The sequence below is a fragment of the Rufibacter hautae genome (assembly GCF_008271695.1).
GTDB lineage: Bacteria > Bacteroidota > Bacteroidia > Cytophagales > Hymenobacteraceae > Nibribacter > Nibribacter hautae.
Genome location: NZ_VKKY01000003.1, coordinates 1504169 through 1524489, shown reverse-complemented (window position 1 = coordinate 1524489; position 20321 = coordinate 1504169). Strand labels below are relative to the sequence as shown.

General features: G+C 51.4%; 12 protein-coding genes. 4 read left to right on the top strand and 8 right to left on the bottom strand.

The genetic code is table 11. The annotated features are described in order from the left end of the window. Nucleotides 1-629: 629 nt before the first annotated feature. The 5 genes from FOA19_RS22660 to FOA19_RS22640 all read right to left on the bottom strand — a co-directional run bounded on the left by FOA19_RS22660 (nucleotide 630) and on the right by FOA19_RS22640 (nucleotide 11034). Nucleotides 630-3611 carry a PAS domain-containing sensor histidine kinase gene (locus FOA19_RS22660; RefSeq protein ID WP_149093108.1) on the bottom strand — a complete coding sequence of 994 codons (2982 nt, stop codon included), beginning with the start codon at nucleotides 3609-3611 and terminating at the stop codon, nucleotides 630-632. A gap of 345 nt (nucleotides 3612-3956) precedes the next feature. Further along, the gene (locus tag FOA19_RS22655; RefSeq protein WP_149093107.1) at nucleotides 3957-5273 is read right to left on the bottom strand and encodes an amidohydrolase family protein; all 1317 of its coding nucleotides are present in this window, start codon (nucleotides 5271-5273) and stop codon (nucleotides 3957-3959) included. A 57-nt stretch (nucleotides 5274-5330) separates the two neighbouring features. After that, nucleotides 5331-8384, bottom strand: a complete 3054-nt coding sequence (locus tag FOA19_RS22650) for an amidohydrolase family protein (protein WP_149093106.1) — start codon at nucleotides 8382-8384, stop codon at nucleotides 5331-5333. Nucleotides 8385-8595: 211 nt separating this feature from the next. Beyond that, complete coding sequence (locus FOA19_RS22645) at nucleotides 8596-10146, bottom strand: amino acid permease (protein ID WP_149093105.1); 1551 nt, start codon at nucleotides 10144-10146, stop codon at nucleotides 8596-8598. Between the two features lie 258 nt (nucleotides 10147-10404). Beyond that, a complete protein-coding gene (locus FOA19_RS22640) occupies nucleotides 10405-11034 on the bottom strand; it encodes a hypothetical protein (RefSeq protein ID WP_149093104.1) in 630 nt (209 codons plus the stop codon). 162 nt (nucleotides 11035-11196) lie between these two features. On the opposite strand from FOA19_RS22640, the gene FOA19_RS22635 reads away from it, so the two are divergent. The 4 genes from FOA19_RS22635 to FOA19_RS22620 all read left to right on the top strand — a co-directional run bounded on the left by FOA19_RS22635 (nucleotide 11197) and on the right by FOA19_RS22620 (nucleotide 16869). Continuing rightward, complete coding sequence (locus tag FOA19_RS22635) at nucleotides 11197-12456, top strand: exonuclease SbcCD subunit D C-terminal domain-containing protein (RefSeq protein ID WP_149093103.1); 1260 nt, start codon at nucleotides 11197-11199, stop codon at nucleotides 12454-12456. 433 nt (nucleotides 12457-12889) lie between these two features. Further along, nucleotides 12890-14497: a catalase gene (locus tag FOA19_RS22630; RefSeq protein WP_149093102.1), complete on the top strand. Its 1608-nt coding sequence runs from the start codon at nucleotides 12890-12892 to the stop codon at nucleotides 14495-14497. Nucleotides 14498-14677: 180 nt separating this feature from the next. Then, a complete protein-coding gene (locus tag FOA19_RS22625) occupies nucleotides 14678-15613 on the top strand; it encodes a pyridoxal-phosphate dependent enzyme (RefSeq protein WP_149093101.1) in 936 nt (311 codons plus the stop codon). A 197-nt stretch (nucleotides 15614-15810) separates the two neighbouring features. Further along, nucleotides 15811-16869 (top strand): NAD(P)-dependent alcohol dehydrogenase, encoded by a 1059-nt coding sequence (locus tag FOA19_RS22620; RefSeq protein WP_149093100.1) that lies wholly within the window; start codon nucleotides 15811-15813, stop codon nucleotides 16867-16869. 103 nt (nucleotides 16870-16972) lie between these two features. Here the strand turns inward: FOA19_RS22620 and FOA19_RS22615 are convergent, their stop codons facing one another. The 3 genes from FOA19_RS22615 to FOA19_RS22605 form a co-directional block, all read right to left on the bottom strand. Then, nucleotides 16973-17842 (bottom strand): WD40 repeat domain-containing protein, encoded by an 870-nt coding sequence (locus FOA19_RS22615; RefSeq protein WP_190300520.1) that lies wholly within the window; start codon nucleotides 17840-17842, stop codon nucleotides 16973-16975. A gap of 376 nt (nucleotides 17843-18218) precedes the next feature. Continuing rightward, nucleotides 18219-19070, bottom strand: coding sequence for a M28 family peptidase (locus FOA19_RS22610; RefSeq protein ID WP_149093098.1), 852 nt, complete (start codon nucleotides 19068-19070; stop codon nucleotides 18219-18221). A gap of 339 nt (nucleotides 19071-19409) precedes the next feature. Then, entirely contained in the window at nucleotides 19410-20321 is a 912-nt protein-coding gene (locus FOA19_RS22605) for an EamA family transporter (protein ID WP_149093097.1), read from the bottom strand.

The window sequence follows — 20321 nt, the reverse complement described above, 5'->3', positions numbered from 1 at the left end:
TGACTGGCCCGGCCGGCCAGCTGAACCCCCTTTCGGAAGGGAGTGCAAAGGTAAGAAGGTTTTTCCTTTCCGCAATAGCCGCGGAAAACTTTTTTCTCTTCCTTTCGTCTCTACCAGGTTGCCCCGTCGTTGACCCCCTCCTGCCGAGCGGGCTGCAAAGGTAAGAAACCTTTTCCGGTTTCCAAACGCTTCCTTAAAGAGAAGGCTGCTTTTACCCGCATGGGGACGCAGCCTGAGATGTAACCATGTTGGTTGCTAAGGAGTTCCAAGAGCAAGAATTTTTTCTTTGCTTCGCCTTCGGTTGGCAGCTCCTGCCTGGAGCCTCCTGCGTAACCGCATCTGGGTGCCCCGAAGTTCCCGGGGTGGGAAGGTTTTTCCCTCTTTTGCCTTCGGCAAGCGGCTCCCGTCCGGTGCCTCAGGTGAAACCAAGGTTGGGTGGCCGGAAGTTCCCTGGCAGGAGATGATTTTCTAAGAAGTGGCCGCGACCGTCATTGGCTAATTTGTTTTTATTCTTCTCCTCCGATCTCAACTCCCACAAAGCAGAGAAAGCAAGGTGATCGCCACCTCGCCTTTTCTGCTTGATCCATATTCTATATAGAGATGTCAACAAACCTTAACATGCATCAAGCTTACTTGTAGTTCTTGAGCCATACCTTGAAGGTTGATCCTTCATTCAGTTTACTTTCTACTGTAACATACCCGCCTAATGCCTCCGCTTGAGTTTTAACTAAGTAGAGCCCTAATCCTCTGCCTGACACATGAAAATGGAAACGCTTGTATAACCCGAACAGGTTTTTGCCCTCCTTTTCCAAATTAATGCCTAAACCATTGTCGCTTACAGATAGGCATAGCATTTCGTCCTGCTCTTGTAGTTCTGCCTTGATGCCGAGGACTAAAGGCCGGTCTGGTGATTTATACTTTACGGCATTAGTTAAGAGGTTACTTATAATGCTGCTCACGTAACTTCTGATAGATCCAATCTCTTGAATGCCGTTGAGGTCCACTGTTACTTTTTCATAACTATCTGCCGGTAAAAACTGGATCGCCTGCTCTACGACCTCGGGTAGCAGAATTCGTTCCCGTTCCTCCAGTACCCCAGCTTGGAGACTTAACATTTCATTCAAGTCTCTTATTATATAATCAAGGTTCTGGGCAGTCTGCTTTAGCTTACCTGTGATACCTTCCTGTAATTCCTTGTTGTCAGAAGTACCCAGAAGAGAAGTTAGCCCTAATATATTGGCTACAGGAGAACGCAGGTTATGGGACACTATATAGGTAAACTGCTCCAGGTGGCGATTTCGCCTGAGAAGTTCCTCTGTCAGTTTAGCGCGCTCCTCGTCTGCTTTCTTCTGTGTGGTGATATCGGTTTCAATAACGATGAATTTCTTTCTACCTCCGGTTACCTCATCTATTATAGGAGTAACATCTAACTTGGACCAATAGATCTCCCCTGACTTGCTGCGGTTCTGCACTTCCTGGACAAATGGTTTGTCATACACCAGTTTTTGCCTGATCATGGAAACTCGCTCTGGGTTTGTTTCTGGCCCAGCTAGAAGGTCACCTGGTTTGCGGCCGATGACTTCTTCCAGGGTATAACCCGTCACCCGGGTAAATCCGTCGTTCACCCATTCAATACGGGCTTCCTCATCCGTGATGTAGACCGAGTTCACAGTTTTGCTGGCCACCAATGAGAGCTTCTTCAACTCTGCCTCTACTTTCTTGCGGGCGCTTATACCTTTAATAAATACAGATAATCCCTCTTCTGAGGGATAGGCGCTCACGTCTAGCCACTTGTTGAGGTCATCATAGAATATCTCAAAGTGCACTGGGTGCTGCAGGTCAATTGCACGTTTGAACTTGGAGTAAAATTTAGGAAACTTCTCAGGTGAATACACCTGCCTGATGTCCAAACCATGCAACTCATCGCTTTTTACCCCTAGAGAACTTTCAAACTTATGGTTCACATACGTAAAGCACCAGTTCTTATCCAAAGTAAAGAAAGCGTCTTTGATACTTTCCAGAATGCTGTTGAGTCGTCTGGCAGTATTTTTCAGAAGTCGTTGCTGCTGCTTGGTCTCCGTAACATCCTTGGCAATCCCATGAACACAAATCAGCTCACCTCCTACTACCACCGGCACTTTGGTGATGGCCAGATTCAGCTTTTCACCCTGGGCGGTTAAAATTACCGTCTCTGAAGTGCTTGACTCCCCAGCCAATGTTTTCTCATAATCGGCTACTGTTTCCTGCACCCAGTCTGGATGGAGCATCTGCACGAAATTCATTTGCAGCAGTTGCTCTTCTGAATACCCGCTACAGGCCACCGTGGTAGCATTCACCGATGTAAAATTGCCCTCCTTGTCAAGGGAGTAAACGCTATCTGGGTTGTTCTCGAAGAGGGCTTTGTACAGTTTCTCGCTGCGCTCCAATTGCCCTTGGGCTTCCAACCGATCGGTGATATCCCTGGAATTGATGATCATGCCATTTATGGCCGGATGATGGAAGCAGTTGACACCTTTGGTCTCAATCCAGCGCCATTCCCCAGATTTGGCCTTGAAACGGAAAGGCTTTGTTTTAAGGTCTACCCCAGCCATCACTTGTTCAAAATCTGAAAGGATTTCGGTGATATCGTCTGGGTGTATGAAATCAAAGGCTTTGTACCCCAGCAGTTCCTCGGGCTCAAAGCCAAGCACGTGCCGCACGCTGCCACTCACAAAGGTGTAGGTTCCTTCCTGATCAAGGATACAAACCATGTCATGCCCTTCCTGGAGCAAGGACTGCAGCCGATAATCGTTTTCCCGGGCTTTTGTATCATTCAGAACCTCCTTGGTGATGTCGCGGCCGATGCAATACACCTTACCTTCTTCCTTTAATAAGGAGGAGGACCAGGAAAAGTAAACGACTGACCCATCTTTGTGAATGTACCGGTTCTTGAAATTTAGAGTAGAAGAATGCTTAACCACCTCTTTCGCGTCATCCGCTGTCTTGGCAACATCTTCCGGATGAATGTATTCCGTACAGTGCTGCCCAATCATTTCAGAGGCAGAATATCCTAGAATGGTTTGGCAGGCCTGATTGACATGAAGCAAATATCCATCCAAGGAAAAAGTACAGATAAGATCTGCTGTTGAGTCCAGCACCAACTGGAGTTCACGAACCGTGTTTTTAAGTTCCTGCTGCTGTTTTTCTATGTACTCTTGTGAATCCTTTTCAGCTCTGAGGTCGCGTACATGCACACTCACAAACTGAACACCGTCTGACGCGCAGAATGTTCTGGAGCCCAACTCCACAGGAATCTTCATGCCAGACTTATGCACCAGATTCACCTCTCCTTTGAAATACCCATGCTCCCTTCTGGCTTTAAGCGCGACTTCCCAACGGGCATCACTAGAATCCATGAATCCTTTCCGTCCTTCTCTTAAGAGAAACTCCTTTGATTGGCCCACTAGCTGGCAAATAGCAGAGTTGACAAACAGCAAAGTCCCATCTGGCTGCACCAGCAACATAGGTTCATGACTATGCTCGGCTAGAGCATACATCAACTCAAAGTCTAATGTAGAAGCGGTGGGTTCTGGCATTTCCGTTCCCCGGTTCATTTTGTAATTATCATTCATCTTGTAGGCATCCTTAAGTCAAAAATCCAGCTTTAGCAAAGTGGATTTAACTCACACCGGCAGTTTTCTCATAGTAAGAAAAGCACGGTTCAGGCAAAAGTACGCTACATTTAGATAATTTCAATTAACCACGCCAACTATAAGTAAGATAGATATTTACACCTTGAATAATGCTATTAAGTATAATTTGGTTACCGGATAAAAGGTACATTTATCTTAAAGCATGAATACTTAGGTTTGGACACCCTAATACCAGTTGATTTAGGGTTATTTTTAGAAAAAATGGCTAAAAACAAAAGAGCCACTATAAAAGTGGCTCTTCTTGTACATTATAAATACAAAGCACTATTTTCCTACTTCGGCTTTGCTATCTCCCTGGTACTTCCCATTGAATTTGTCATACAGGTACTTCTGCTTGTCTGTTAAGTTCAACTGACGGCCTTGGATAAAGGCATGACTGATCTTGTTTGTGCGCATGTCCAAGATATCACCTTCAGAAACCACCAGGCTGGCGTCTTTGCCCACCTCTACAGAACCAACCTGCTTGTCTACGCCCAGGATTTTGGCTGCATTCAGGGTAACAGAAGAAATTGCCTGTTCTTTGGACAACCCGAAGGCCACCGCCGTACCGGCAATAAAAGGCAGGTTTCTGGAACCGTGAAGGCTGGCATCATAGTCCAGGCAGAACAACACACCGGCTTGTTGCAACATACCAGGCATTTTGTAAGGCAGGTACACATCATCGCCGGCCCGGGCTGGCAACGCATGGACGCCCGAGTAAATCACCGGAATACTGTTCTCTTTCAGGAAATCGGCTACTACAAGAGCATCGCCGCCGCCCACAATCACCAGCTGTTTTACGCCTGCTTTTTGCGCAAACCGCACAGACTCCACAATCTCTTTCCCATAATCAGCGTGGATGAAGAGCTTTTTGGAACCGTCAAACAGGCCACCCAGTGAGGCAAGTTTCAGATTCTGGCGATCATTTTTCTGGTCTTTGTACACCTTGGCTTCGGCCAGCAAAGCTTCCAGTTCCTGCAGTCCTTGCTGCCGGGCCTGGCGGCGTTGGGCAACCTGCGGAGAATTGTCAGGTGACTGCTGCACCATGGCTGGCCAGCGCAGGTGTATGCCGGCATCGGCTTTCACCAGGGCGTCTTCCCAATTCCAGGCATCCAACTGCACCACCGAGGATGAGCCCGAGATCATGCCGCCCACCGGCGTAATCTGCGCCATCAAAACGCCGTTTGACCGAAGCGTAGGCGTGATATCAGAATCGGTGTTATACGCCACGACCGAGCGCACATTGGGGTTGAACAAACCCACTTCCTGCTGGTCTAAAGTAGCCCTAACTGATTCCACTTCATTCAAGCCTATCTGACTATTGGGTAGAATCATACCCGGGTAAATGTGCTTGCCGCTGACATTTACGGTTTCATAGGCAGTACCACCTGCGTTGAACCCGGTTGCAGGACCAACATAAGTGATTTTACCTTCGTTGAAAGCGACCGCAGCTCCTTCTACCACCTGGCCATTCCCTATGTGGAGAGTGGCGCCGGTAAGCACAGTGGCTTTCGACTGCTTGGCGGCCGGCACAGGAACCTGGGCCCAGGCCGCGGAGGTGCTCACGAGCAAAGCCGCCGCAAGCAAAAGACGATGTTGCATGTTCTTAGAGGTAAGGTTTACCACAGTATTCTTTAACGTTTGCATAGTGTGGTCTCCTTATTTTTGATGATACTCAGATTCCTGATATGTTTCTTCAGAGCCGGTGCCCAAGTCTTCGCAATGCAGCACTTGGTCTGCGCCCCTGCGGGATGGCGCCGCAGCTTGCGTGCGCTCACCGCGGGCTTTGGCGGCCAGCATCTTGTTGATAAGACGCAAGCGCTCTTTCTCCTGCTCTAGCTGCAGTTGCTTGTCTTGCTCCACGTCAAAGTAAGCGATACCATCCACGAAGGTTTTCTCCGGACGGGCGTAGATAGAAAGCGGATGCTCGTTCCAGATCACCACGTCGGCATCTTTGCCGGCTTTCAGGCTACCTACTTTGTCATCCAGGTGCAACAGTTTGGCTGGGTTCAGGGTCACCATTTTCAAGGCGTCTTCCTCAGAAACCCCGCCGTACTTCATGGTTTTGGCAGCTTCCTGGTTCAGGCGGCGGGCCATCTCGGCGTCGTCTGAGTTGATGGCGGTGGTCACGCCCACGTTGTGCATGATGGCGGCGTTGTACGGAATAGCGTCTTTCACCTCCATTTTGTAGGCCCACCAGTCTGAGAAAGTAGAGGCGCCAATGTTGCGGGCCTTCATCTTGTCGGCTACTTTATAGCCTTCCAGAATGTGGGTGAAAGTGTTCACCTTGAAGCCCATCTGGTCGGCCACTTTCATGAGCATGTTGATCTCAGATTGCACGTAGGAGTGACAGGTGATGAAGCGCTCGTCTTTCAGGATCTCGGAAAGGGCGTCCAGTTCCAAGTCACGGCGTGGGGCCGGGGTTTTGGCTTTCTGCGATTTAGAGAGCTTGTTGTAATCGGCGAGGGCTTTCTGGTATTCTTTGGCGCGCTGGAAAGCGTCTACCATTACCTGCTCCACGCCCATGCGGGTCTGCGGGAAACGCACGTTGTACTGCGGCGAGCGGTTAGACTGCTTCACGTTCTCGCCCAAAGCGAATTTGATGAACGGATCTGCGCCTTCAAACATCAGCTTCTCGGGGGCCTGACCCCAACGCAGTTTGATGATAGCCGACTGCCCTCCGATGGGGTTAGCCGAGCCGTGCAGCAACTGCGAAGTAGTTACGCCACCAGCCAACTGGCGATAGATGTTCACTTGCTCATGGTTCACTACATCGGCCATGCGGACCTCAGAGGTAACGGCTTGCGTGCCCTCGTTCACGCCATCTAAGGCAATGTGCGAGTGCTCGTCAATGATGCCCGGGGTCACGTGTTTGCCGGTTCCGTCAATCACCTTGGCACCGTTAGCGGACAGATTCTTCCCTACCTGCGCGATCTTGCCGTTTTTCAGCAATACATCAGCGTTCTGGATTTTACCTTCTTTCTCATTCGTCCAAACCGTGGCATTCTTGATGAGGACAGTTTCTGCTTTCGGTAACTCGGTTCTGCCGAAGGCGGCAAATGGGAAGGTCAATTTACCCAGGTTCAAGGCTTCGTTAGAGCGGGAACGGGCGGTGTCGCGTTTGGCTTGCTGGGTATCGGCCTCGGAGAGAAGGGCGGTCCATTTCACCATTTGGGCATCTGGCAACTGGGCCTCGCCCTGAAAACCTTTGCCGGTGTACCAACCGGTGAGCCGGATACTTTCTTTTCCGTTCTTAGCAGGCGCAAAGGTCATGGTCAGCAATTCACCACTGAGGGATAGATTGCCTTTGAGGGTATCCTGGGCGACTACTTTCAGCTCTGGTTTTTCAGGCGTACCGCTGATGAGCATCCGGCGCTCTGGTTGAGAGCCTACTTTCAACGTGTACACACCCCGGAAATCGGCGGGCGTTTCACTGACTTTGTAGCCCTGGCCCTGTACCCAGTTTTCCAGGAGCATCGTGGTTGGGTCAAACAGGTTGCCGGAAGCTACCACAAAGTTTGCTTCCATGCCTTCACGTAGGCTACCCACGTACTTCTCTGCTTTGAGCAGTTTGGCGGGCGTGAAGGTAAGGGCTTTCAAAGCTTCCTGCTCGGGCAAACCGTAAGAAGTAGCTTTGCGGAGGTTAGGCAGAAACTTGCTTTTATCTTTCAGGTCAGCGGTGGTGAATGCGATGGCTACGCCTTCTTTCACTAACATAGCCGGGTTGGCCGGCGCCATTTCCCAATGTTTCATTTCCTCAATGCCCACGCGACGAGCATCATACGGGTCTTCCACGTTGTAGGCATCGGGAAAGTTCACGTTGAGGATATAGGCAGCATTGGTGGCTTTGATCTGGGGCAACATTTGGTACTCATCGCCCTGGCCTTTGAAGATATACTGGTAGCCGAACTCATCTCCCACTTTATCAGCGCGGACCGCGTTCAGTTTGTTGCTCACCTCCATGATCTGTGGCAGGCGGTTCAGTTCATTAAAGGCTTTAAGCGAGATGTTCTGCTCTTTGTCTTGGTTTTTGGCATTCCACTGCGCGTCCAGGTACGTCTGGCGCAGCAGGGCAATGGAGCCCATGATGGAGCTGGGGTATTCTTGCGTAGAGGAACCTTTGTCCAGGGACAAGGCACCGGCGGCTTTGTCCAGCAAAATCACCTGGTTCTCTTTTTTATTGGCCAAAGTCACCAAAGAGGCTCCGCCGCGGGAGATTCCGTCCTGGTGAATGGTGAGCACCGCTCCAAAGCCCAGCTTGCGCAGTTCCTCGGCGGCTTTGGTATCTACCTTGAAAAGTTCTACCGCGTTGGTCTCGGGCCGGATGGCCTGGTTCCAGTTGAAGGCTCCCTCTTTCTTGGACTCGGCCTGTGGTGGGCTGTTGAAGCTGAAGGAACGAGTTGGCGGTGTAGGCACCCCGTAACTGGTGTATGGGTCCACGAAGCCGGGGTACACGGTTTTGCCTTTCAGGTCGGTGACCATGGCGCCCTGAGGCACGGCTACTTTGGTGCCCACGGCCACTACTTTACCGTCTTTGATGACCAGGGTGGCGTTCTCCAACTTGGTTTGGTAATCCACGAAGATGGTGGCATTGGTGAAGGCCCGCAGTCCGGAGCGCTCATCATACACCCCATTGCGCGGGAAAGTCTCCTGTGCCCGGCTCTGCAGCGACAAAGCCGCTACCGCTAACACGGAGAGAAATACTTTTTTCATGGGAGCTTAAATAAAGGTTTGTTTGTGCGATTGTGTTTGTTTGGAAAAGGGAAAGTATGAAAAATAAAATCCTAAAAAAAGCACAGGAAACAGTTCGGTTCTTTTGATGCTATTTTTCAAAAAACACCCCCAGAACGCTAAAATTTTGGCAAAGAAAAAGCCCGGTCAAGAGCATTGACCGGGCTTTTGGTTCTATGAAGAAAGAGGTTGATTACAGGTTGTTTTCCTTCCGGATGACGCTGTGTTTCTTTCCATAAACGAAGTAGATAATGATACCAATGGCCATCCAGCCCAGCAGACGGTACCAGGTCTCGGCAGGGAGACCGGCCATCATACCAAGGCAAACCAGGATACCCAAGATAGGCACCAACGGCACCAAAGGCGTTTTGAACGGACGCGGACGGTTAGGCTCTTTCACGCGCAGGTACCAAACCCCGGCACAAACAATCACGAAGGCCAGCAACGTACCGATAGACACTAAGTGACCCAGTTCATCCACGGAGAAAGCACCCGCAACTACGGCGCAGATAGCACCCGTTAGGATGGTACTTACGTGAGGGGTTTTAAATTTAGGATGCAGTTTACCAAAGATTGGAGGTAACAAACCGTCTTTAGACATGGTGTAGAAGATACGCGGCTGAGACATCAGCATCACCAACATCACAGAAGAAAGACCGGCAATAGCACCAATCTTGATCAGGTCACGCAGGAACGTATAACCTGTTTTCTCAATCCCGATGGCAATAGGCTCCGCTACGTTCAATTGGCTGTAGTGCACCATGGCCGTCAAGATACCAGACACCAGAATGTAAAGAATGGTACAGATCACCAAAGAACCCAAGATACCAATAGGCATGTCTTTCTGCGGGTTTTTAGCTTCCTGCGCCGTGGTGGATACGGCATCAAACCCGATATAGGCGAAGAAGATTACCCCGGCTGCCCGGATAATTCCGCTCCAGCCGTACTCACCAAAGCCCCCTTTGTTTTCTGGGATGAAAGGAGTCCAGTTGGTGGCTGCCTCTGCTCTATGACCGAACAGGTAGTTAGCCCCGGCCATGATAAACAAAATCACCACGCCCACTTTAATTAAAACGGCAATGTTGTTGAATTTGGCAGACTCGCTCATACCAATCACCAGCAGCACGGTCACCAAAGCAATAGCGATTGTCGCCACCAGGTTGAACATACCGGTTGCATGAGGCAGGGTAGAAATATCAATACCTTTCTCAGCAAAATTAGTTATTAACTGCTCCGTGATGCGGGTCCAAGCACCTGTTTCTGGATCTTGAACCATTTCAACGCCTACGGCATTGCTCCACTGCGGCGGAATGTTGATCCCGAAGTCCCGAAGAAAGGAAACCACATAACCAGACCAGCCCACGGCCACGGTGGCCGCCCCAAAAAGGTACTCAAGAATTAAGTCCCAACCAATGATCCAGGCCACGAACTCACCCAGGGTGGCGTAGCCGTACGTGTAGGCAGAACCGGCAATCGGAATCATGGAAGCAAATTCAGCGTAGCAAAGACCGGCAAAAGCACAGCCCAAACCAGCCAGGATAAATGCCAGCACAATGGCTGGACCAGTGTACTGTGCAGCCGCACTACCCGTTAACACGAAGATACCCGTCCCAATGATAGCCCCCACCCCTAAGGCGATAAGGTTACCCGGACCAAGGGTTCTTTTCAGGTTGTGCGCCCCTTCACTAAAGGCGTCAGCGCTAAGCTTGTCAATTGACTTCCTAGCGAAAAGTTGGTTTGCCATAAAATGCGTAAAAGTTAGGGAATAGTTTGTTTGTTGTTCGCTTTGTAAAAGGCTTGAAGGGGCTAATATAAGTACTTTTCGGCAGAAGCCATGCGAGGCCGGTTTTTATACGCTGGTTTTAGGCTATTTCTTCCTCCTGAAAAGACAGAGCTGTTTTCAACCCCTTTTTCTTAAAAATAGCTCAGAAACGCAGCACTTCCCCTGCCGCCCAAATGCCTTACTTCAAAAGTGCAGTTTTAAAAGGCCTAAGCCTGATGATCAATAGCAAAAGAAAACACCGCCTGTGAGCAAGCCATGCGCCCCCAGGCCCCCTTCCAGGTAGCCGCCTACCTTTCTACCAACCCGCACGCCACATACCGTCAATTGACCAAACGGAATGGAAATGAAACGGCGTTGGTCTTCGTCACTCTGCTCGGGTCTTCTATCCCGCTGGGCCACCAGGAGCCCTAAGGAAATGCCGGAGTACAATTTCACCACATCAGACCTGACCCAATGGTACTGAACGGTTGGCATGATGGTGTAGTAGCTGGGGCGATCCTCCCCTACCTTGGTTGTTTGGGTTTGCCCACCCTGGTCTTGGCTTAGCTCCTCAGTGACAGAATGAATGGAGGTGTAAGAGGCAACCGCACCTAGGCTTACTCTTTCGCTCAAAGCTCTGTGGTAACTTACCTGCACCGGTCCTATCACCTGGTGTACCCTATGCTGCACGGGGTAGAAAAGGGTGAACGAGTTCCCTATTCTGGTAGCCATTTCCTGCAACGAGAGCGCTCCATACCCTACTTGTACGAAATTTCTTCTGGAAGGCATCTCCTGCCCCCAACTTTTCTGGCCTGAAAGCAAGAGCAGGATTCCGCAAAGGAGCAATACCAGCAATTTGTTAGGACCCATGGAGAGAAGGTTTTACCCTCCAATATATTCATAAAACCTGATATTTAATACGCAAAAATTTCTAACCAAAGTAGTTATCCCAGGCCTCTGGCTCTAGGGATACAGGTGGCTTTTTGTATCTTCGTCTGATAGATGCACCAAAGGATGAGCAGAGACGGCAAGATGAGAGTACTACATACGGCAGACTGGCACCTGGGCCAGCGCCTGGCTAACCAGGAACGTACCGAGGAACACCGCGCTTTTCTAAACTGGCTTTGCCAGACCATCTGCGAGCAAAAGATTGACCTGCTGCTCATTGCCGGCGATGTCTTTGACACGGGTTTCCCATCTAACACTGCCCTAAAACTGTACTATGATTTCCTGCGCGAGGTAAAAGGCACCTGCTGCCGCGAGTTGGTGATTATTGGCGGCAACCATGACTCGGTTTCCACGCTCAATGCCCCGGCCGAGCTGCTACGGCATTTCAATGTGCACGTGGTTGGTGGCGCCCCCGTCCAAGCACAGGACCAGGTGATTGTGCTCACCGATGAGGACAACCAGCCCAAAGCCGTGGTATGCGCCGTGCCGTTTCTCAGAGACAAAGACGTGCGCCTCTCGGTGCCCGGCGAGACTGGTGAAGAACGTGAGGCCCGCCTCAAGCAAGGCATTTGCGACCATTACAACCAATTGGTACCGCTTATCCAGGAGTTCAAACAGCAGGGCCTTCCGGTTTTGGCAACGGGCCATTTGTTTGCGGCCGGCGGAAGCGCCTCAGACAGCGAGAAGGAAATTCACGTGGGCAACCTGGGCCAAATCTGCGGAGACCAGTTCCCCGCGGAGTTTGACTACGTGGCCCTGGGCCATTTGCACCGCCCGCAGATCGTGAACAAAATGCCGCACATCCGCTACAGCGGTTCTCCCATTCCGCTTAGTTTCTCTGAGATCACCGACCGCAAGCAAGTGGTAATCCTTGATTTTGAAGGCGGCCAACTCACCGACATCCACGAGGTGGACATCCCGTGCTGGCGCAAGCTGGTGCGGTTCAAAGGCACCATTGACGAGGTTCTGCCCAAAGTGATCGCGTATGACAACGCAGACCGTCCGTACCTGGCCTGGGCCGAGGTGCAGCTTCAGTACGAGCACAACCTGCATGACCACACCGGCAAACTCCAGGAAGTCTTCGCGAAACATTCCCAGATTCAGTTGCTCATCCACCGGCCGCTCCGCACCATTGGCACCCAAACCCTGGATCAGCAGGTACAACCCGAGCAGGACTTGGCCGACCTGAAACCCAAAGAGGTCTTCCTGAAGAAGTGCGAAGAAGCCCTGGAAGCCGACAGCTACCAAAGCCTGCTCTCCACTTTTGATGAATTGCTGGAACTCATGCCCCAGATGCAGGAAGAATCCCTGGACCTCTCGGTTTCTGAGCTGAAAGTGCTGTAATAAATCAGTCTTCTCTTGAGAGCTTGAAACAGACTTTTCTGTTTTAGGCGCTGTTTTCTGAAAACAGCCTGTAAATGCTGTCTTCATTCTAACCTATTTTCCAGAAGGGTGAGGTAAATTGAAGGTGAGGCACCCACCACTGGCATCGACGTGCCAAAAAATTCAGCTCCTAGTGATGTCCGCGCTCCTACCCTTTTGTTCCTAGCCTCAAGCTACTTGCTGCACATTATAGAGGCTTGCTATAAAAAGATAGCTATTATCAATTTGATACATAAGCCTCAAACTGACACCTTTGGTTAACAAGGCGTATAAATCAAGGTTATAAGTACTTAAGTCCTTTAAAGGGGCGTTGGTTTATATAGGCTTTAAAATTTAGAACCCACATCAAAGGAGTTCGTTAGATTTAGTATCATCCTAAAACCCCAGTCATTCTATGGAAAAAGATCAGGAAAAGTCAAACGGTCAAGCCGGAGGCAACGGCCAGGAGAGCCAAAACCTCACCACCCGGCAAGGCCATCCGGTGACAGACAACCAGAACATCCGAACGATAGGCAACCGTGGCCCCGCCACCCTGGAGAACTATCACTTCATTGAAAAGATAAGCCATTTTGACCGGGAACGGATTCCTGAGCGCGTGGTGCACGCCAGAGGAGCTGGGGCCCACGGTGTATTTGAAGCATACGGTAACGTAGGCGGTGAGCCTATTGCCAAATATACCCGCGCCAAACTGTTCCAGGAGAAAGGAAAGAAAACCGATGTTTTTGTACGTTTCTCCACCGTAGGCCATGGTGGCCACTCACCGGAGACCCTGCGTGACCCGCGCGGTTTTGCGGTTAAATTCTACACCGAAGACGGAAACTGGGATTTGGTGGGCAACAACCTGAAGATCTTCTTCATCCGGGATGCCATGAAATTCCCAGACCTGATCCACTCCCAGAAGCCAGATCCGGTCACCAACATCCAGAGCGGCGAGCGCATCTTTGACTTTATCGCGAATACCCCAGAGTCTACCCACATGGCCACGTTCCTGTTTTCTCCGTGGGGAATTCCGGCCAACTACCGCCAAATGCAGGGCTCCGGCGTGAACACCTACAAATGGGTAAACGCAGACGGTCAGGCAGTGCTGGTGAAATACCATTGGGAACCGCTGCAAGGCATCCGCAACTTAACCCAAGCCGAGGCCCAGGAGATTCAGGGCAAAAACTTCAACCACGCCACCCAGGATCTTTTTGATGCCATCAAAGAAGGAAACTTCCCAGAGTGGGAGCTGTGCGTGCAGATCATGAGCGACGATGACCACCCAGAACTGGACTTTGATCCGTTGGATGACACCAAACTGTGGCCCATTGAGCAGTTTCCGTTCCTGCCGGTAGGCAAGATGACCCTGAACCGCAACCCCGTGGACTACTTCAACGAGGTAGAGCAATCTGCTTTCGGGACCGGGGTGCTGGTAGACGGGCTGGAGTTCTCAGATGACAAAATGCTGCAGGGCCGTACCTTCTCCTACTCAGATACCCAGCGGTACCGCGTAGGAGCCAACTACCTGCAGTTGCCCATCAATGCGCCAAAAGCCAAGGTGGTGACCAACCAGCGCGGCGGCCAGATGTCTTTCCATTCAGATTTCGGCGATGGCCAGAACCCGCACATCAACTACGAGCCCTCTACCCTCAACAACGTGAAAGAGGCTCCCAAAGCCGGCAAAGATTACGAGCCACGCTATGAAGCCAACCTGGTGCGCCAGAAAATTGACCGCACCAATGACTTCAAGCAAGCCGGTGACACCTACCGCAACTTCCAGGACTGGGAGCGCGACGACTTGATTACTAACCTGGTGAACACCTTGGCTACCGCCGATAAGCGCATCCAGGACAAGATGATTGAGCACTTCACGCTTGCCGACGAGGATTACGGCCGGCGAGTAGCCGAAGGCCTGGCGAAAACCACCAAGTCCCAAGATGACAAAGGCCCAATCGGGGCTATCTCTCCGCAGGAAGGCATTGACCAAGCCAAGCAGGTGTCACATCCTGCTGATCCTTATTAATGGTTTTTTAGAAAACGGCGTAAAAACGGCCACCTCTCTGTAGGTGGCCGTTTTGTTTTTCCGGGCAAAGACTCTCTTTTCCATAGTGATAATCCTCTGCAAACACTTTCCATTTTCCTGGCATTTGTTTCCTTTGCAAGTAGAACTATTTGCCAAGCTATACCCCATCATCTAACCAATATGCAGAAAGAAGATCTGCTTGCCACGCAGGCAAGAATTACGCCCTTCATCCACCGTACCCCCGTTCTCACGTCCCGGTTACTTAATGAAATCACTGGTGCGCAGGTTTTTTTCAAGTGTGAGAATTTCCAGCGGACGGGAGCTTTCAAGATCCGGGGCGCCATGAATGCCGTGCTGCAGGTTACCGAGGACCAGAAAACCCGGGGCGTGGTCACCCATTCCTCCGGCAACTTCGCGCAGGCGCTGGCGCTGGCGGCCCAAAGCATTGGCGTGAAAGCCTACATTGTCATGCCAGAAAATGCCCCGCAGGTGAAGAAAGATGCTGTATGCGGTTACGGCGCTGAAATAGTGGAATGCGCCTCTAACCCCATCGCGCGCGAAAAAGTGGCCGCGCAGGTAGAAAAGGAGACCGGGGCTTTCTTCATTCACCCGTCTAATGACAAAGACGTGATTCTGGGCCAAGGCACGGCAGCCCTGGAATTGCTGGAAGACCAACCCGGTCTGCGCTACATTTTCTCACCGGTGGGTGGCGGCGGGCTTATTGGCGGCACCGCGCTGGCGGCCCATTTCTTCGGGAAAGACACCAAAGTAATTGGTGGCGAGCCCTTTGAGGCAGATGACGCGTACCGATCCCTCCTGAGCGGACAGATTGAATCTAATGACACCACCAACACCCTGGCCGATGGCCTGCGTACCCAACTGGGTGACATCAACTTCCCCATCATTCGGCAGCACGTGGCGAAGATCATCAGGGTAGAGGAAAAGGAGATTATTGCGGCCCTGCGGCTCATCTGGGAGCGCCTCAAGATTGTAGTGGAACCGTCCAGCGCGGTAGCATTGGCGGCTTTGTTGCGCAATAAGGAAGAGTACGCCAGCCAGAAAGTAGGCGTGATTCTATCCGGTGGCAACATTGACGTGGGCAACCTGCCGTTTTAGGCTTCTTTCCCCGAAAACACGCCTAAAACGGAAAAGACATAGGTTAGCCGGCAAGTTGGTTTCCTGGATAACAGCACCTGAAAACCAGGCTTTTGGTTTCCCCAGAAAGCGGAACCAGAAAAGGAGCAAATCCCTGCGGCCATCTTCCCGTATCTTTGAAGGTTACCTCATTCATCCGTAATACAAAAAACAAAACTATGATAGAAACCAAAGGTTACGCCGCTTTTGACCCTAACTCGCCGCTGGCCCCTTTTAACTTTGAGCGCCGCGAGGTTGGTCCACACGATGTCCAGATTGAGATCCTGTTCTGTGGCGTGTGCCACTCAGACCTGCACACCGCCAAAGGCGAATGGGGAGGCGCCCTGTACCCGGTGGTGCCCGGCCACGAGATTGTGGGCCGCATTGTGAAAGTAGGCGACCACGTGCAGAAATTCGCGGTAGGTGAAATGGCCGGGGTGGGTTGTATGGTAGGTTCCTGCCAATCTTGCCCCAGCTGCGCCGATGGCCTGGAGCAGTACTGTGAGAACGGTTTTGTAGGCACTTACAACAGCCCAGAGCCCGGTCTGGACACTCCTACTTACGGCGGATACTCTAACCTCATTGTGGTGTCTGAGAACTTCGTGCTGAAAATAAGGGAAGACCAGGACCTGGCTCGGGTAGCGCCGCTCTTATGCGCCGGCATCACCACGTTCTCGCCTCTGCGGCACTGGAATGTAGGCCAGGGCCACCGTGTGGGCGTGGTAGGCTTGGGCGGATTGGGCCACATGGCTGTGAAACTAGCCGCGTCTATGGGCGCCGAGGTGACCGTTCTGAGTACTTCCCCTTCTAAAGAAGCCGATGCCCAATCACTGGGTGCCCACAAGTTTGTGGTAACCAAAGACGCCGATGCCCTGAAGGGAGTAACCGGATATTTCGATTTCATCATCAACACCGTTTCTGCGAAAGTGAGCCTGGATATGTACACCAGCCTGCTGCGCCGCGATGGCACCATGATACTGCTGGGTGTTCCGCCGGAGGCCCCTGAGTTGCATGCCGCTACCCTTATCTTCGGGCGCCGCAGAATTGCCGGTTCTTTGATTGGCGGCATTGCCGAGACCCAGGAGATGCTGGACTACTGCGCTGAGCACAACATCTTGTCAGACATTGAGGTCATCAACATCAACCAGATCAACACGGCCTATGACCGCATGCTGGCCGGTGATGTGAAATACCGTTTCGTGATTGACATGGCCAGCCTGGAAAACACCAGCGCCTAAGCTTGGGACAATCTCACCATTCTTTTAAAACAGAGAAGCCGGCCTTGTGGGGCCGGCTTCTCTGTTTTAGGGCTTCTTTTTGGAAAACAAACTCTAAACAGCGTTAAATGACAGACATCAACTGGATGGAATTTGACGCTTTAGGACCCAGGATCACCTTGGAATCGTCTTTGGAGATGGAAATGCGGTTAGAGGGCGTTCCTTTCAGCACCGGGGTGTCTTTCCCGTTCTCCAGGTCAAAGATTTTCGCGGTGGAACTGCCGGCGTTGGAGGTGTACAGCAGCTTGTTGCTGTTGTTGAAGAAAGACATGCCGTTGGCGAAATCCCCGGATCCGTTCTTTTTCACGGCTTTGGTCTGCTTGAAATCATCGGTGTCATAAATCCGGATAATGTCATCGGCCTGCCCGAAACCTACGGCCAGGAACTGGTCATCCGGGCTGATGGCCATGTCTGTAGGCGTGGCGAAGTTCGTGTTGAAAACCTTTACTACTTCCCCGTCTTTGGCTGAGAAAACGTTGATGCGGGTGGAAAACCAGACATAGAACCGGTCTCCGCTGTTGCTGAACACGATCTTTGAGTCTTTGGCGGCGTAACGGGGCTTGCCTACCCGCTGCCAGGTATCAAGGTTATAGACCTGGATCTCATTGTTCTGCAGCAAAGCCACCAACCGGTTACCAGAGATGGCCAACTCGCGCACCTTAGCGGGCAATCCGGTGATGCTCTTCACCACGCTCAGGTCCCGGGCCAGGATCACCTTGATCGACTTTTCCTCTCCGCCGGTGACAATGTATTTGCCGTCTTTGGAATAAGCGCAGGAAAGCGCCACGCCTTCATGCACTTTCTTGAAACTCACCGGGTAAGATTGGGCTACATCCCAGAGATACAGCATTCCCTGGTTCCCCACAGACACAAACTGGTTTCCGTCTGGGGAGAAAACCGCATTCTGGAACATGAGATTATCCTCGTGCTTCATAAGCGCAAGGGGTTTCAGTTTGGTTTGGCTAAAGGAAAGATGAGCGGTGAAACAAAAACAGCCTATTAACAATAGGGGGATACTCCTTTTCATAACTACAGAATAACAATATTTTATATTCTGCGAAGTACAAAAATATAATAAAATATTGCAAAATAAATTTAAGCTTTTTTCTCTTCAGGACAAATCAACTGAGTTCAACCGTTGATTTTCAGGCACAAGCAACAGAAACCTCTTTTTTATAGAAGAAAGGGTGTTTACAGAACTCACATTTATAAAGAGATGGTGGTTTATACGCACCATGCTACTTTCATTTTTCTAATACAGAAAACGCATTCAACTGCAAATCAGCGAGGTATAAACCAGAACATTTCCCTTAGAAATTCAACATAGCCGCGTAAACGCCACGCACTACCTCGGTCATCCGGGCGAAGTCCAGGGTGTCAATGGTATCGGTGGTCTGGTGGTAGTGCGGGTTTCTCAGGAAAGAGGTATCGTTGATCATGACCGCCTGATACCCCTGGGCCCAGTAGTTGCGGTGATCAGAGAGGCCCACGCCTGGCAACTCCGGCGGGGCAGCGATGGACTGCACGTCAATGCGCGAATGCTCCTTCATGAACTGCTGCACGCGCTGCACCGTTTTCTCCTGACCAGCTCGGCCTACCACCACTATGAAATTCCCGGTACTGGGATAAAGTTTTCGGAGAGACTCATGCTGGAATTCCTGAGAATTGGGTTTGTCTGTGAAGTACCCGATCATCTCCAGGCAGATCATCAGCTTTACGTCTACCTTATCGCGTTTCATGGAGTTGGCGTGCACGGCGCTGCCCATTTTCTCGGTGGCAAAGTAGGGCGGCTCCTCAAAGTTGAAAGCGACAAAGTCAATGCGGTGCTTTACCTCGGGTTTCTCCTCGTGGATGGCGCGGGCTAGTTCCAGCAATCCGGCCACGGCACTGGCATTGTCATCGGCGCCAGGGGTTTCTCCACACACATCATAGTGCGCCCCTACCACCACGCGTGGGCCATCCTCAGGTCCGTAAGACAGAATGTAGTTATGGAAGCCCAGGTGCAGGTTCTGCTTGCTGACGCGACTGCTTAGTTTGCAGAACTCAGTCTCAATGTAAGCGGCCGCTTTCTTCAAAGACTCTGGGTGCCCAATGCTGCGGGAAGGATGAAGGGTGGTCAGGAATTGGACATCGGAGTAGAGGCGGTCACGTTTGATGGGCATGGCGGATGAGGGATGGTTTCTGCTATTTACTTATCTAGGCCAAGGGAGTTGCTTCAAACCAACTGAATAAATACGGTTTCTTGGGTGTTTTCCCAGAATTTGCACTAGGGTACCCTTATAGGAACAAGCGTTTCTCCCCATACTCTTGACATGTTTGTAGGCGGCACCCTCAGCGTGAGATTACCCAGGTAACAGGCAAACTCAAATACAAAAAGGCCCGACTTACCTCCTATGAACCTAGGTAGGAGTCGGGTCTTTTTGTCTTGTTTTGGAAAAATCGGCTCTAAATCGCTGACAGTCGATAAGGGAAATATCATATGATAAGCCCCTTCCCTCCTGCTAATGTTTGGCTTTAAGCGTAATGATGACCACGGCGGCCACCAGCAACACCGTAGCAATGAGGGTTTGTATGGTGACCTGCTCATGCGCAAAGGCCCAGCCCAGAATCACCGCAATCACTGGGTTCACATACGCGTACGTAGACACCTGCGAAGGCGGCGCCACCCTGGTGAGCCAGCTGTAGGCGGAGAAAGCGATCAAAGACCCGAAAACCACCAGATAGCCCAGAGCAAGCCAGGAACGCTGACTTACCGAGGACCAATCGGCGGTTTGCCACTCCCCGAAGGTAGTTCCCGCCAAAGCCAGCAGGGCGCCACCGCATAGCATCTGCATGCCGGTGGTTAAGACGGGCGAGGTTGGCAGCGATGCCCGGGAGGAGAACAGCGAACCCCAGGCCCAGGCTCCCGCCGACAAAAAGATGGCCGTGCTGCCCAGCAAATCCAAACCGCCCTCCAGTTTCCAGGGACTCACCAGTACCACCATGCCAATGGCACCCAGCACCAAGCCTACTATCACGCCGGCAGAAGGCGCCTTTTTGCCTTTGCCCAGCCACTGCAAAACCACAATCCAGAGCGGCTCCGTGGTAACCAGCAATGCAGCAATGCCAGAGGCCACCCGTTGCTCTGCCCAGACCACGGCCCCGTTTCCTATCAATAGCAGCAAGCCCCCAATAATGGCGGTATTACGCCAATGCTGACCAGATGGCGCAGCGGCCCCGCGCAGACGTGCCCAAGTGAAAAGGATAGCCCCGGCAAACATGAACCGGAGACCCGCCATCAGGAAAGGCGGCAGGGTCTCTATGGCGAAAACAATGGCCAGGTAAGTGGAACCCCAGATAATGTAAATCGCGGCAAAAGCCGCGATTTTAAGCCATCCAGGTGCCGGGGCCCCGGAAGAAGAAGTTGATTGCAT